We start from the raw sequence: 13,646 nt of genomic DNA, 5'->3' as shown, positions 1-13,646 counted from the left end.
TTTTGAGGTATGGGTGAAGAGATATTAGATTTTGGTCCCGTAAAGGATACGATGCAGGGCATCATCAAGGTGATTGGTGTTGGCGGAGGTGGTTGCAATGCCGTTAGGAATATGTATAACGAGGGCGTTGAGGGCGTGACTTATGCGGTTTGTAATACGGATAGTCAGTCGTTGTCGCGTTCGCCTGTGCCTGTAAAGATCATGCTGGGTGAGAGTGGCCTGGGAGCGGGTGCCAATCCCGAACTTGGTAAGAAGGAGGCTGAGGCTAACATTAACGATATAATGAAGCTACTGAGCGATGGTACCAAGATGGTGTTCGTGACTGCTGGTATGGGTGGTGGCACTGGTACTGGTGCGGCCCCTGTGGTGGCTGGTGTGGCCAAGGAAATGGGCCTGCTTACGGTGGGCGTGGTAACCATCCCTTTCTACTTCGAGAAAAAACGAAAGATTATCAAGGCACTGAAGGGTGTTGATGAGCTGCGTAAGAATGTGGACGCTTTGCTGATTGTGAACAACGAACGCCTATGTGATGTGTATGCCGATTCAGAATTGTCGGTAAAAGAGGCTTTTCAACGAGCAGATAACATCCTGATGGATGCTGTTAAAGGTATCTCAGAACTGATTACCATGCCGAGTGATGGGGGGATAAAAAGTGACTTTCGTGATGTGGAAACAACGATGCGTAATGGTGGTGGTGCCATTATGGCGATGGGACGTGCTAGTGGCGAACATCGTGTAGAAAAGGCTATCTTGGATGCGCTCGATTCTCCCTTGCTTTATGGCAACGATATCGGTAAGGCCAAGCGTATTCTTTTTAATATCTATGCCAGCGATGAGTATCCGATTTTTGTGCGCGAACTACAGGAGATAGACGACTTTTTTGACCAGTTGGATCCTAATATTGATGTGATTTGGGGTACGGCAACTGATGATACCTTAGGCGAAGATGCCAAGGTGACGATATTGGCTACGGGACTGGAGGACGACCTGAGCAACGAGGTAAAGAAAGAGGTGCACCATGATGAGAATGACTATTATGAAGATTTGATTCCGAAGCTATATAAGCCCCAAAAGCCCACCACTATGGCGGAAAGAATTATACAGACAGAAATAAAGTTCGACGTGGAACCTGCGCCAGCCCCCGAGCCACCAGTAGTAGAACCCGAGCCCCCTGTAGTAGTTGAGCCTGTGGTGGAAGAGGAGATTGTGCCAAAGGAGTCTACCACGGTAACGAAACTGAAGGCTTGGTTGGATAAAGTGATGAAGAGCGTAACAGAATGAACCACGAGGCACCATATACGGTAGAGGAGATTGCTGAGCAGGTGAGTACATTGGCTAAGCAATTGCATGCAGCAGGGCGAAAAGACCTGTTGCTAAAGGCTATTGGTGCACCTTTACTGGAGGAGCTACGCATAGAGGCGTCTAAGGCCAAATTGAGCCGGCTTATTATTACGGAAGATTATCGCTTTATTTTGGCTGATTATCAGAAGGAGATAGAACTGCAACCTGTGCATAAGGCGGTGTATCTGCTGTTCTTGGCGCATCCTGAGGGTATAGAGTTTAAACGATTGGCTGATTATCGCGATGAACTAATAAAGTACTATACTGCTACGGCCAAAGGTTTGGATAGGGATAAGATTATTGAGGGCGTTGACCATCTGGTAAACCCTCTGGATAATGCCATCAACGAGAAATGTTCGCGCATTAAAAAGACGTTCCTGGATATGATGGACGAATACACGGCCAGCTACTATATTATCAGTAGTCACACGCAGAAACACTTTGAAGGCTCAAACCGTATCTGGTACGAACGCCTGAAAATTATTACCTTGCCTAGGGAATTGGTTGTACTTTTGCATAATTAATTGTTATTTGTTTGGTGTATTGTCTGATTTGTGCTATCTTTGCGCCGAGTTTTTATAAACAGGTTTTGATAGAAGATGATGACAGATAAAGAATTAGATGAGAGAGTTAATCGTGCAGTAGATAATTTTATGCAAGGGTATGGCTGTTGCCAGAGTGTGGTGGCGGCGTTTGCCGACCTGTATGGGCTTGACGATACCCTGGCTAAGAAGATAGCCGCAGGATTTGGCGGTGGCGTGGGACGCCTGCGTATGATGTGTGGTGCCGTATCGGGGATTGTGATGCTGGTGGGCCTGGACTGTGGACAGACCGAAGGTAGCGACCGCGAGGGCAAATCGGCCTGCTATAAGGTGGTGCAGGATTTGCTGGCCAAATCGAAGGAGGAGAATGGCAGTATCATCTGTGCGGAGATTCTCGGACTGAAAGGCTACGAGAAAGCACACAACAATTATGTAGCTTCGGAGCGTACTGCGGAATATTACAAGTCGCGTCCTTGTGCTGCGAAAGTGGAGAGTGCAGCAAGGATATTTGCTAATTATCTGAAGGCAAAAGGCTGCTGAGCAGTTTCTCAATAAGTCGGGGCTTGGCGTAATCGTCGAGCTCCGATTCTTTTATCCATATATAATCAGCAGGTAGCTTCGGGCGCTCATCTACTTCTAAAAGATAGAAGTCGGCATAGAGCACTCGATGGGTCAGCACGTGCTTCACATTCTTACGCAGTATCACAGTATCATGAGGGATTTGGGTTGGTGATTCTACCAGCCAGGGTTCCCACAACCCTTGCCAGATGTCGCCGGGACCACGGCGATGGATGGCGGTTTGATAATTGCACCGGATATAGACATAGGCCAGATGACGCTCGGTAACTTTGAGCGTTTTGAGTTTTACAGGTAGTTCGGCTACCGTACCTGAACGGAAGGCAACACACGACTCTACGAGCGGACAAAACATGCAGTTGGGCGATGCGGGGGTACACTGGATGGCACCGAAGTCCATGATGGCCTGATTATATTCAGAATTGACAGTTGATAATTGACAATTGACAGTTGGGAGTAGCTCCTGGGCCATGGCGGCGAAGAGTTTTTTGCCCTCGGTGGTGTTGATGGGAGTGTCGATGCCGAAGTGGCGGGCGAGCACACGATAAACGTTGCCATCTACCACTGCTGCAGGGATGCCAAAGGCAAAGCTGGCAATGGCCGCGGCAGTGTAATCGCCAACGCCTTTCAGCTTCTTGATATCCTCTAACGTATCAGGGAAATGCCCCATGGCCACAATCTGCTTAGCGGCAAAGTGCAGGTTGCGGGCACGACTGTAGTAGCCCAGACCCTGCCACTCGCGTAGCACCTCATCCTCGGTAGCCGACGCCAGCGCCTCTACAGTGGGCCAGCGGTGCATAAAGCGGGTCCAGTAATCCCAGCCCTGCTTTACCTGCGTTTGCTGAAGGATGATTTCGGAGAGCCATATGGCGTATGGATCGTGAGTTTGCCGCCAGGGCAAATCACGACCGTTCTCACGATACCATTCCAACAAAACGCTTGCAAACTCCATAGAGTGCCTATTATTATTGCATCACTCCTTGATCGCCCAGGTAGCTGTCCTTGAATCCTAAGAAGTAGAGTACGCCATCAAGACCGATGGTGTTAATGCTCTGTTCGGCATTGGCCACCACACGGGGCTTGGCGTGGAAGGCGATACCCAGACCGGCCTCTGAGATCATTGGCAGGTCGTTGGCGCCATCGCCCACAGCAATGGTCTGTGCCAGGTTCACCTTCTCAACCTGGGCAATCAACTTCAGCAGTTCGGCCTTGCGATGGCCATCTACTATCTCGCCCACATAACGACCTGTGAGTTTGCCGTCGGGGCCAATCTCCAGTTCGTTAGCATATACATAATCAATACCATAACGGCGCTGCAGGTATTCGCCAAAGTAAGTGAATCCTCCTGAGAGAATGGCAATCTTATATCCATAGCGCTTCAGGGTAGTCATCAAACGATCTACACCCTCGGTGATAGGTAGTTTCTCGGCTATCTCCTGCATCACGCTCACATCGAGACCCTTGAGCAGACTGACACGACGGGTGAAACTCTCCTTAAAGTCGATCTCGCCACGCATGGCACTCTCGGTGATGGCGCGTACCTGTGCACCAACGCCATTGCGCTCGGCCAGCTCGTCGATACACTCGGTCTGAATCAGTGTAGAGTCCATATCGAAACAAATCAGACGGCGCATGCGACGGAACATGTCATCGAGCTGGAACGAGAAGTCGATCTCCATCTCGCTCGACAGTTTCATCAGTTTCGACTGCATTTCCTGACGGTCCTTGGGCTCGCCACGCAGCGAGAACTCGATGCAGGCACGGGTGTGCTTGGCGGGGTTCTTGATGCTCTTACGACCGGTAAGACGGATGATAGAGTCGATATTTAACCCCTGCTCGGCAATCACCGAGGTAGCGGCCTCAATCTGGCGTGCCTCTAACTGGCGACCCATCACGGTGAGAATGTAACGGTTCTTACCCTGATGGCCTACCCAGTCCTCGTACTCATTGTCGCTAATGGGTGAGAAACCTATCTGCACACCCAGCTCGGTGGCCTTGAAAAGCAACTCCTTCATTACCTGACCTGAGTTGGTCTCGTCCATACGGATGAGGATACCCAGCGACAGGGTAGAGTGGATATCGGCCTGGCCGATGTCGAGAATCTGTGCATCGTATTTTGCGAGGATGCCCATTACTGAGGCGGTAAGGCCTGGGCGATCCTGACCTGTAATTCTAACTAGTATCTGTTCTTTCTTCATGATAATCGTTAATCTTTTAATGTTTAATCTTTAATTTTTAATGTTTCATGTTTAATGTCATTTGCACATCGCTGTGCATACTTTATCCTGAAAGTTACGTCCTTGATCGTTCTTCATAACGCCTTGATTGATGATGGCAAATGCCAACACATGGTTGTTGGTGGCTACAGCATAGCCTGCCAACGATGATATACCAGTGAGGGTACCCGTTTTGGCACGCACGCTGATTTGTGCAGGGGTATCCTTCATGCGTTTCTTCAGAGTGCCATCCTCGCCTGCTACGGGTAGCGATACGTACAGGTAGCGATAGATGCTGGGGTGGCGATAGGCATAAACCAGCAGTTTGGTGAGCAACTCGGGGGTTACATAGTTGTAAAGCGAGAGTCCGCTACCATCGGCTATCTTATAATGCGAACCTGTGATGCCGGCCTTATGCAGGGTGCGCTTGATGGCGTTGCGGGCATGCGATGACTTGGCCGGACGGGCGCCTGTAGCGGCACCAATCTGATAGAATACCGACTCGGCATAGAGGTTGTTGCTGTCCTTCATCATCGGTACCAGCACATCCTCTAACGAGTGGCTACGCTGGCATAGCAGAACGGCATCCTTTGGCAGGGCTGCATATTCGGCAGGGCCATCGGGGAAGATGCTGTCCTTGTCGAGCTGTTGTGCGAACTGACTGATGAAATCGTCCTTGCCATTGATGAGCAGCGAGCTGAGCGATGGGTTATCATCATCCCAACACCAGCCTTCGCCCAGCAGGTCCTGATCCTTAAAGGTATTTACATCTACCAGTTTGCCTTTCACCGTGTGGATGCCTAATGCCTTAACACTGGCCGAGAAAGCCTTCATATCGGTAGTGTCGAACAAGGGATCCATACCGCCCTCACAATACAGATCGCCTACCAGCACGCTATCCACTACCTCGCCTGTGTAGTAAAGTGAGGTGCGGAACTTGTGCTTAATGCCTAACTGATCGAGTGCGGTGATGGCTGTGAGCAGCTTCATGGTTGAGGCTGGGCGCAGTATCTGTTTGGCACCATAGGTGTAAAGGGTTGAGTCGGCAGTGATATCGTAAACCATCAGGCCCAGTTGGGTATAGTCGAACATGCGGTCGCTGGTAAGCGTGTCTAACCGGGCCTGCAGGTTCTGTGGCCAGGGCAGTTCAACGATGGTATCTGTGGCGCAGGTATCTACTACGAGTGTATCGACCGTTTGCGCCTGCAAACTGCCTACCGTACCTGCCAATAAGAGTGAAAAAATCCAATTCCTTATATTCTGCTTCATTTTAAATTACTACCTAATCAATTGCGCTGGTAAGTTGATACCAGTTTGCGTATCGCTTTATCCAGCGATTCTGAGGGTTCTATAATGTTGTAGTTGTTCCAGTATTCTGGATCCATAAAATATTCTACCTTGTCGTAATAGGCATCGTGCGAGTCGAACGAGTTGCGACTGACGATGGGCTGTACACCTTCGGACTGGCTATCGGTAACGGCCATCTCGCAGGTGGCGGTAAACGATGTGCTGAACAGACGTTTCTTCCAGTCGCAGTTGAACTTAAAGGTGTTACGCAGATAGCTGATGCGTGTAATACCGTCGGTATAGCGATAATCGACTACACACGACAGTTCGCGTGGCTTGAATTTTACACCGAACGGCTTGCGTACCAGCATGGTACGGGTGGCTTTCTCCTTATCGCTCATGTCGAGACTGAGCTCGATGCGGGTAAATGCCAGGCGCTCGTTGTCGATATACAGTTTGCCATGATACAGCGCATACTCCTTGCTGAAGAGAGGCTCAATCAGAACCACCATCTGCAGGCGGTCGTTGATCATCTCGGGTGTGCCCCAGCTGTAGCTGTAGGCATCCATGTCCTCCTGGTTGAGCAGTAACTCGGTGTTCTTTACCACATCGAGCTGTACGGGCAGTACCGGACCGCCCATGACCTTTAAGCCCAGGGTGTCGCCCTGTTTCTGACTGAGCAGTCGGCGACCTTTGATGATAGCCACTCTGTCGCGACCTACACCGCGTGTGTAGCTGGTTTTGTACATGTCCTCCACGCCCTCGGCCACATAGATGAAGTGCTTGCGCTTCATGGCTGTTTCGCGATAGAACGCCTTGAGCAGCTCGGGCTGGCGACTGTAGTTCTCGGGAATCTTTTTGATGGCGATCTCTACAATGTCGCGTGGATTACCAGTACGTATCACCACCTCGCGCAGTTGTATGGTGGTGGGTTGAAGTTTTATCTTCAGGTTCTCGGTCTCGCCTGCGCGTAATGCCACTTTCTTGGTTTTGTAACCTAAGTGCGATACCGTGATGTTTGCGGGCTTATCGCCCAGTTTTAGAAGGAAGGCACCATCCTCGTTTGTGACCACAGAGATGCGGCCTGCAGAAACACTCACCTGGGGCAATGGGCGCCCCGATTTCTCGTCGATAATGGTTCCACCTACGGTAGTCTGTTGTGCCAGTGCCACCATCGGAACCATCAGCATGATTATAAGCGCTAGTTGTTTCATTGTTGTAATGAGTTTGGTGTCTATTTGCTGCAAAGTTACAAAAAAATTGATAAGATGCAAAGAATATTGGAAATTTTAAGTAATTTTGCAGCAGATTTGTGACAAAATATAACATCAGCACATGGTATACAAATATGATTTCCTGGTGATAGGAGCTGGCGTGGCCGGTATGAGCTACGCACTGAAGGTGGCTCGCGCCAACAAGGGTAGGGTGTGTATGATATGCAAGACCTCGCTGGATGAGGCCAACACATCGTTTGCTCAGGGTGGCGTGGCATCGGTTACCAATCTCGAACTGGATAACTTCGAGAAACACATAGAAGACACGATGATTGCGGGCGACTACATCAGCGACCCCAAAGCCGTAGAACAAGTAGTAAGAATGGCGCCCGAACAGATTAAAGAACTGGTAAACTGGGGCGTGAACTTTGATAAGAATCACGATGGCAAATTTGATTTGCATCGCGAGGGCGGACATTCTGAGTTCCGTATTCTGCACCACAAGGATGATACGGGTGCCGAGATACAGCGCGGACTGATGGAGGCTGTGCGCAACAATCCCAATATCGACATTAAGGAGAACCACTTTGCGGTGGAGATTATCACCCAGCACCACTTAGGTGCCAGAATTACACGTCGTTCGCCATACATTAACTGCTATGGTGCCTACGTGCTGAATCCTGATACCCAGAAGGTGGATACCTATCTGGCTAAGATGACCGTAATGTGTACTGGTGGTTGCGGTGCTGTGTATCTGACCACATCGAACCCCGTGATTGCTACTGGCGACGGTATCGCTATGGTGTATCGTGCCAAGGGTACAGTGGCCGATATGGAGTTTGTACAGTTCCACCCCACCGTGCTGCATAACCCTAACGAAACGCACCCAGCCTTCTTGATTACCGAGGCTATGCGTGGTTATGGTGGCATACTGAAGTTGCCTAATGGCGAGACGTTTATGGAGAAGTATGACGAGCGTCTGTCGCTGGCACCACGTGATATCGTGGCGCGTGCCATCGATAAGGAGATGAAGATTCACGGCTTGGATCACGTATGTCTGGATGTGACCCATAAGGATCCCGCCGAGACACGCAAGCACTTCCCCAATATCTACCAGAAGTGCCTGTCGATGGGTATCGATATCACTACCGATTATATCCCCGTTCGTCCTGCCGCCCACTATATGTGCGGTGGTATCAAGGTGGACCTGAACGGACAAACCAGCATAGAACAGTTGTATGCCCTTGGTGAGTGCTCGTGCACTGGTTTGCACGGTGGTAACCGCTTGGCCAGCAACTCGCTGATTGAGGCAGTGGTTTATGCCGAGACGGCCGCAAAGCACTCGCTGGAGCATGTGGATTTCTACGACTTCAACGAGAAGGTGCCTGAGTGGAACGACGAGGGTACACTGACCAACGAGGAGAAGGTGCTGATTACCCAGAGCGTGAAGGAGGTAAACCTGATTATGTCGAACTACGTAGGTATTGTGCGTAGCGACCTGCGTTTGCATCGTGCCTGGGACCGTCTGGATATGCTTTACGAGGAGACCGAGCGCCTGTTTAAGCGTGTAAAGGCCTCGAAGGATATCTGCGAATTGCGTAACATGATTAACGTGGGCTATCTGATTACACGTTGGGCTTTGGAGCGCAAGGAGTGTCGCGGTTTGCACTATACAACTGATTATCCTGTACACGCTTACGATAAGTAGGATGATTGACAGACAAACGATAGACAAGATTCTTGATGCCACGAACATCGTTGACGTGGTGGGCGAGTTTGTAACGCTGCGAAAATCGGGCGTTAACTATAAAGGCTTGTGCCCGTTCCACGACGATAAAACGCCATCGTTCATGGTGTCGCCAACCAAGCAGATATGCAAGTGTTTCTCGTGTGGTGAGGGCGGAACGGCCATCAACTTCCTGATGAAGCACGAGCAGATTACCTATCCCGAGGCCCTGCGCTGGCTGGCCAAGAAATACAATATCGAGATACAGGAAAAGGAACTGACCGAGGAGGAGAAACGTGAGCAGAGCGACCGCGAGTCGATGTTCATTGTTAACGAGTGGGCCATGAACTACTTTAAGGATGTGCTGAACAACGATCCCGACGGTGTGGCCATCGGTCGCCAGTACTTCCGTAGTCGTGGTATCCGCGATGATATTGTGGAGAAGTTCAACCTGGGTTTCTCGCTTTCAAAGCGCGATGCGCTTGATATTGCCGCTAAGAAAGCGGGCTATCAGGAGGAGTTCCTGATTAAGACGGGCTTGTGTATCAAAGGCGAGAAGGGTGTGTACGATCGCTATGCGGGTCGTGTTATCTTCCCCTGGTTCAACGTAAGTGGAAAGGTGGTGGCCTTTGGTGGACGACTGCTGGATGCGCGTACCAAGGGTGTGCAACAGAAATACGTGAACTCGCCCGACTCGGAAATCTACCACAAGGAGCGCGAGCTGTATGGTTTGTACCAAGGTAAGAAAGCCATTGCCAAGGAAGACTGTGTGTATATGGTTGAGGGCTATACCGATGTGATTGCCATGCACCAGTGCGGACTGGAGAATGTGGTAGCCAACAGTGGTACGGCTCTCTCGAAATATCAGATAAAACTTCTGCGACGATTTACGCCTAACATCATCCTGCTGTATGATGGCGACGAGGCCGGTATCCATGCCGCCATGCGAGGAACAGATATGCTGTTGGCCGAAGGCATGAAGGTAAAAGTGCTGTTACTGCCCGATGGCGACGACCCGGATTCGTTCTCACGTAAGCATACCGCCCAGGAGTTCAAGGCGTATATCGAAGAGCATGCCGAGGACTTTATCTCGTTCAAAACCAAACTGACGGTTGAGAACGTGAGCGACCCCGTGAAGCGTTCGGAGGCTATCGGTGGTATTGTGAAGAGTATCTCGGTGGTGGATGATAACCTGTTGCGCGATGAGTATCTGACCCAGTTGTCGCGCCGTTTGGGCATCAAGGAGGAAACCCTGCTCCAATCGATGAACGGCATGATTAGTCGCGATCGCGAGGAGAAGGAAAAGGAATACAATCGCGAGCAGACACAGAACGCCATCCAACAGGAGCGCGAGGCGCAGGGCAAGCCCATGGCTATCGGTCTGCATACCATCAGCGACCAGATTCAGCAGGTAGAGGACCTGTTGATCAAAACCATTGTTCGCGATGGCGAGAAGATTATCTACGAAAACCTTCAGACCGAAGACGGGCAAACCATCAACCTCTCGGTAGCACAGTTTATCAGCTACGATATGGGCGAGGACGGACTGAGTTTCAGTAAGCCTGTATATAACAAGATTCTGCAAGAGGTGGTGGCTCATTGCGGCGAAGAAGGTTTTAAGGCCGAGGAATACCTGACGCGCCATACCGATTACGAAATCAGTTCGATAGCGGCCAGCATGGCTGTGGATTCATATCAGCTGGGTAAGGGATTCCAACTGAAAGAACGTGAGGGCGGTTTGCGGTCGCATGTGGAGCATATTGTGCTCGACTTCCGTTATTACTGCCTGGGTGCCAAGGTGAAGGAACTGTTGGCCTCTATCAAGAAAGGCGAGGGCGATGTGATGGCAACGCTGGCCGAGTATCAACATGTTGACTTGATATATAAGGAAGTGGCAAAGAAATTAGGACGATGAGTTGGCTGAATATCATATTCATAGTGTACCAGATCATTGCTATCATGGCGGTGGTACACGTGATTATGGACAACCGTCAACCTGCAAAGACGATGGCTTGGGCGCTGGTGATTTATTTTGTGCCAGTGGTGGGCATCGTCTTTTATTTGTTTTTTGGCATTAACCATCGCAAGGAGCGCTATGTGAGCGAACGTTCGATGAACCAGCTTACCAAGCGTTCGATGCTGGAGTTTGCTGAGCAACAGAACCTGCGACTGCCCGAGCGCCACAAACCATTGATTGACTTGTTTATTAACCAGAACCTGTCGCTGCCTTTTAAGGACAACCTGGTGGATATCTGTACCGATGGCTATCAGTTTATAGCCGAGCTGATGGAGGATATCGGCAAGGCCAAGGATCACATACATCTGGATATGTATATTTTTGCCGACGACGCCCTGGGCATGTTGGTGGCCGATGCCTTGATTGACAAGGCCCGTGAGGGTGTTGAGGTAAAGGTGATTTACGATGATGTGGGGTGTTGGAATGTGCACCATCGCTTTTTTGAACGGATGCGCGAGGCGGGTATCGAGGTGCGCTCGTTTATGCCTGTGCGATTCCCGTCGTTTACCAGTAAGGTGAACTATCGTAACCACCGCAAGATTATTGTGATTGATGGTCTGGTGGGCTATATCGGTGGTATGAATATTGCCCAGCGCTACGTAAAAGGTACTGGCGATATGCCTTGGCGCGACACCATGCTGAGGGTTAGCGGAGGTGGTGTGCATGCCTTACAGCGTGCGTTCCTGGTTGACTGGTATTTTGTGGATCGTACCTTGTTGTCGGATAAAAAGTACTATCCACGATGCGAGGATATCAACAACAACTGTCTGGCACAGGTGGTTACCAGCGGTCCTACCACGCCTTACCCTGAGATTATGCAGGGTTATGTGCGCATTATCTTAGGTGCCAAGCGTTATCTGTATCTCGAAACGCCTTATTTCCTGCCTAACGATTCGGTGCTGTTTGCCCTGAAAACAGCCGCTTTGGGTGGTGTGGATGTGCGAGTGATTTGTCCGTTACGCAGTGATGCCAAGTTTGTGGAGTGGGCTAGCAGGAGCTATCTGCGCGAGGTGCTTGAGGCAGGTGTACAGGTTAGCTTGTACGAGGCTGGTTTCCTGCACTCAAAAATGCTGGTGTGCGATGATGCTATCACCACCTGTGGATCAACCAATCTCGATTTCCGTAGTTTCGAGAATAACTTCGAGGCCAACATCTTCTTTTTCGACGAAGGTGTGGCTATGCGAATGAAAACCATTTTCTTACGCGACCTTGAGCAGAGTGTACTGCTGAAGGACTTGAAGAAACGCATGCGTAACAATTTCCTGGTACGCCTGTGGGAGAGTGTTACAAGGATGCTGTCGCCTCTTTTCTGAAAATCGAAAAGTTTACGCTACCATAGCTGCGATGCTCTACAAAGTGTGGGGCGTTAGAAAAATCGTGCTCCTTACCATGCTCGAACACCAGGATACCGCCATCCTTCAGCAGGTTCTTCTCGAAAATCAGTCCAGGGATGGTGGGCAGTTCCTTGAGTGCGTAAGGGGGATCGGCAAAAATAAAGTCGAACTGCTGTTTGCACGATTTGATATAGCGGAACACATCGCCGCGCAAGGGCAGGCAAACGTCGGTATCAAGCTTTTTCAGACATTCGGTAATAAACTTGTGATGGTCGCGGTCCATCTCAACACTTACCACATGTTCGCAACCACGCGATACCAGCTCGAGCGAGATACTACCAGTACCCGAAAACAGGTCGAGGGCGTTGATACCTTCGAAATCGATATAGCTGTTCAGTACATTAAAAATGTTCTCCTTGGCAAAATCGGTGGTAGGGCGTGCCTTGAACGAGCGGGGGATATCAAAATGTCGCCCCTTATAGATACCTGTAATAATTCTCATCGTCCGCGTGATATAAAGGTTATTAAATCGTAGGGCATACCCTTGATGCCGGTAGCGGGCGAATCGGGGAATTCGGCCGTAGCATTAATCAGGTAGGCGTTGTGCAGGAATCGCTTTAACTCCTGCAGCAACCACTCTTCTTCGGGTATGTTGCCTAGGATATGCAGTTCGTCGTGCTCAGGTTCCAGTCGCAGTTGCTTCCACACGTACATCAGATAGTAAAGAGCATCGTGTGCATGGGCAGCATCAAACGTGTTGCAGAACTTAAAGCGGTTCTGCTGGAAACTGAAGATATGAAGCTTTTTGCTGTTGAAGTAGCCATACAGCTTGTTGCGATGACCAGTAAAGCTACGCTGATGCAGTTGGCGCCAAACAGGCGTAAGGGCATGCACAAAGTTATAGCCACTTTCAAAACGGTCCTTGATAACCGTATCCAGATTCTTGTTGATGGCGAAGACGCAAACGGCCTTCAGGTCGGGCAATACATTGTACAGTATCACACGCTTTTCCTGACCAGGAGGGTACGAATACGAAAAGAGCGCTTCCATGTCGTTCTCGTCGAACTGTTCGATGGGTACCAGCAACGAAGGGGTATCTACCATGATAAAAACCTTGGCAGTATCCTCGTCTACATAGTCGCCTGTCTTGAATGCCTCGCGCAGATTGGCCGACATCGAGATACCGCCGCGAACCACGTACGGACGATAGTCGATGGGGTGCACGGTGTTGGCAACATCGAGTGCGGTGAATGAGAGCGTGTTGCGCCCTATGCGTATGATTGTTGTCTTCGCGTCCATCTACTTCACGTTCATCACACTGGCCACGCACAGCGCAAGCAAGCACGCAGCTATCACAGCCAGCACAATATTCACTAATTTGTTGTTGATATGC

Annotated in this window: 12 protein-coding genes; 6 read left to right on the top strand and 6 right to left on the bottom strand. The window is 50.2% G+C overall.

Annotated features, from left to right (window positions below):
* Positions 1-9 precede the first annotated feature (9 nt).
* The 3 genes from ftsZ to PRU_RS10330 all read left to right on the top strand — a co-directional run bounded on the left by ftsZ (position 10) and on the right by PRU_RS10330 (position 2,423).
* The gene (gene ftsZ, locus PRU_RS10340) at positions 10-1,281 is read left to right on the top strand and encodes a cell division protein FtsZ (RefSeq protein ID WP_013064148.1); all 1,272 of its coding nucleotides are present in this window, start codon (positions 10-12) and stop codon (positions 1,279-1,281) included.
* Positions 1,278-1,865: a hypothetical protein gene (locus PRU_RS10335; RefSeq protein ID WP_013064906.1), complete on the top strand. Its 588-nt coding sequence runs from the start codon at positions 1,278-1,280 to the stop codon at positions 1,863-1,865. The genes ftsZ and PRU_RS10335 overlap by 4 nt, the downstream gene beginning before the upstream one ends.
* Before the next feature lie 78 nt (positions 1,866-1,943).
* Entirely contained in the window at positions 1,944-2,423 is a 480-nt protein-coding gene (locus tag PRU_RS10330; protein ID WP_013065475.1) for a C-GCAxxG-C-C family protein, read from the top strand.
* Here the strand turns inward: PRU_RS10330 and mutY are convergent.
* The 4 genes from mutY to PRU_RS10310 are packed head-to-tail and all read right to left on the bottom strand — an operon-like array spanning position 2,395 to position 7,176.
* Positions 2,395-3,411, bottom strand: a complete 1,017-nt coding sequence (gene mutY / locus PRU_RS10325; protein ID WP_013063479.1) for an A/G-specific adenine glycosylase — start codon at positions 3,409-3,411, stop codon at positions 2,395-2,397. The genes PRU_RS10330 and mutY overlap by 29 nt on opposite strands.
* A 13-nt stretch (positions 3,412-3,424) precedes the next feature.
* Positions 3,425-4,657 carry a phosphoserine phosphatase SerB gene (gene serB, locus PRU_RS10320; protein WP_013063908.1) on the bottom strand — a complete coding sequence of 411 codons (1,233 nt, stop codon included), beginning with the start codon at positions 4,655-4,657 and terminating at the stop codon, positions 3,425-3,427.
* A gap of 57 nt (positions 4,658-4,714) precedes the next feature.
* Entirely contained in the window at positions 4,715-5,944 is a 1,230-nt protein-coding gene (gene dacB, locus PRU_RS10315) for a D-alanyl-D-alanine carboxypeptidase/D-alanyl-D-alanine endopeptidase (protein WP_013064704.1), read from the bottom strand.
* Positions 5,945-5,961: 17 nt separating this feature from the next.
* Positions 5,962-7,176 (bottom strand): carboxypeptidase-like regulatory domain-containing protein, encoded by a 1,215-nt coding sequence (locus PRU_RS10310; RefSeq protein WP_033149566.1) that lies wholly within the window; start codon positions 7,174-7,176, stop codon positions 5,962-5,964.
* Between the two features lie 121 nt (positions 7,177-7,297).
* Here PRU_RS10310 and nadB point away from each other — a divergent pair, with 121 nt between their 5' ends.
* Genes nadB through cls form a run of 3 tightly spaced genes read left to right on the top strand, consistent with a single transcriptional unit; the run spans position 7,298 to position 12,232 of the window.
* Positions 7,298-8,884: an L-aspartate oxidase gene (gene nadB / locus PRU_RS10305; RefSeq protein ID WP_013063265.1), complete on the top strand. Its 1,587-nt coding sequence runs from the start codon at positions 7,298-7,300 to the stop codon at positions 8,882-8,884.
* 1 nt (position 8,885) lies between these two features.
* A complete protein-coding gene (gene dnaG, locus PRU_RS10300; protein WP_013064913.1) occupies positions 8,886-10,817 on the top strand; it encodes a DNA primase in 1,932 nt (643 codons plus the stop codon).
* Positions 10,814-12,232 (top strand): cardiolipin synthase, encoded by a 1,419-nt coding sequence (gene cls, locus PRU_RS10295; RefSeq protein WP_013063048.1) that lies wholly within the window; start codon positions 10,814-10,816, stop codon positions 12,230-12,232. Before dnaG ends, cls begins: the two co-directional genes overlap by 4 nt.
* Here the strand turns inward: cls and PRU_RS10290 are convergent.
* Together PRU_RS10290 and PRU_RS10285 are read right to left on the bottom strand one after the other, a co-directional pair.
* Positions 12,204-12,755: an RsmD family RNA methyltransferase gene (locus PRU_RS10290; protein ID WP_013065358.1), complete on the bottom strand. Its 552-nt coding sequence runs from the start codon at positions 12,753-12,755 to the stop codon at positions 12,204-12,206. The genes cls and PRU_RS10290 overlap by 29 nt on opposite strands.
* Positions 12,752-13,552: a DUF3822 family protein gene (locus PRU_RS10285; protein ID WP_013064599.1), complete on the bottom strand. Its 801-nt coding sequence runs from the start codon at positions 13,550-13,552 to the stop codon at positions 12,752-12,754. The genes PRU_RS10290 and PRU_RS10285 overlap by 4 nt, the downstream gene beginning before the upstream one ends.
* Positions 13,553-13,646: the final 94 nt, after the last annotated feature.

The sequence above is a fragment of the Xylanibacter ruminicola 23 genome (genome assembly GCF_000025925.1).
GTDB lineage: Bacteria > Bacteroidota > Bacteroidia > Bacteroidales > Bacteroidaceae > Prevotella > Prevotella ruminicola.
Note: the sequence above shows the minus strand (reverse complement) of the source record. Positions and strands in the feature narration are given on the sequence as shown.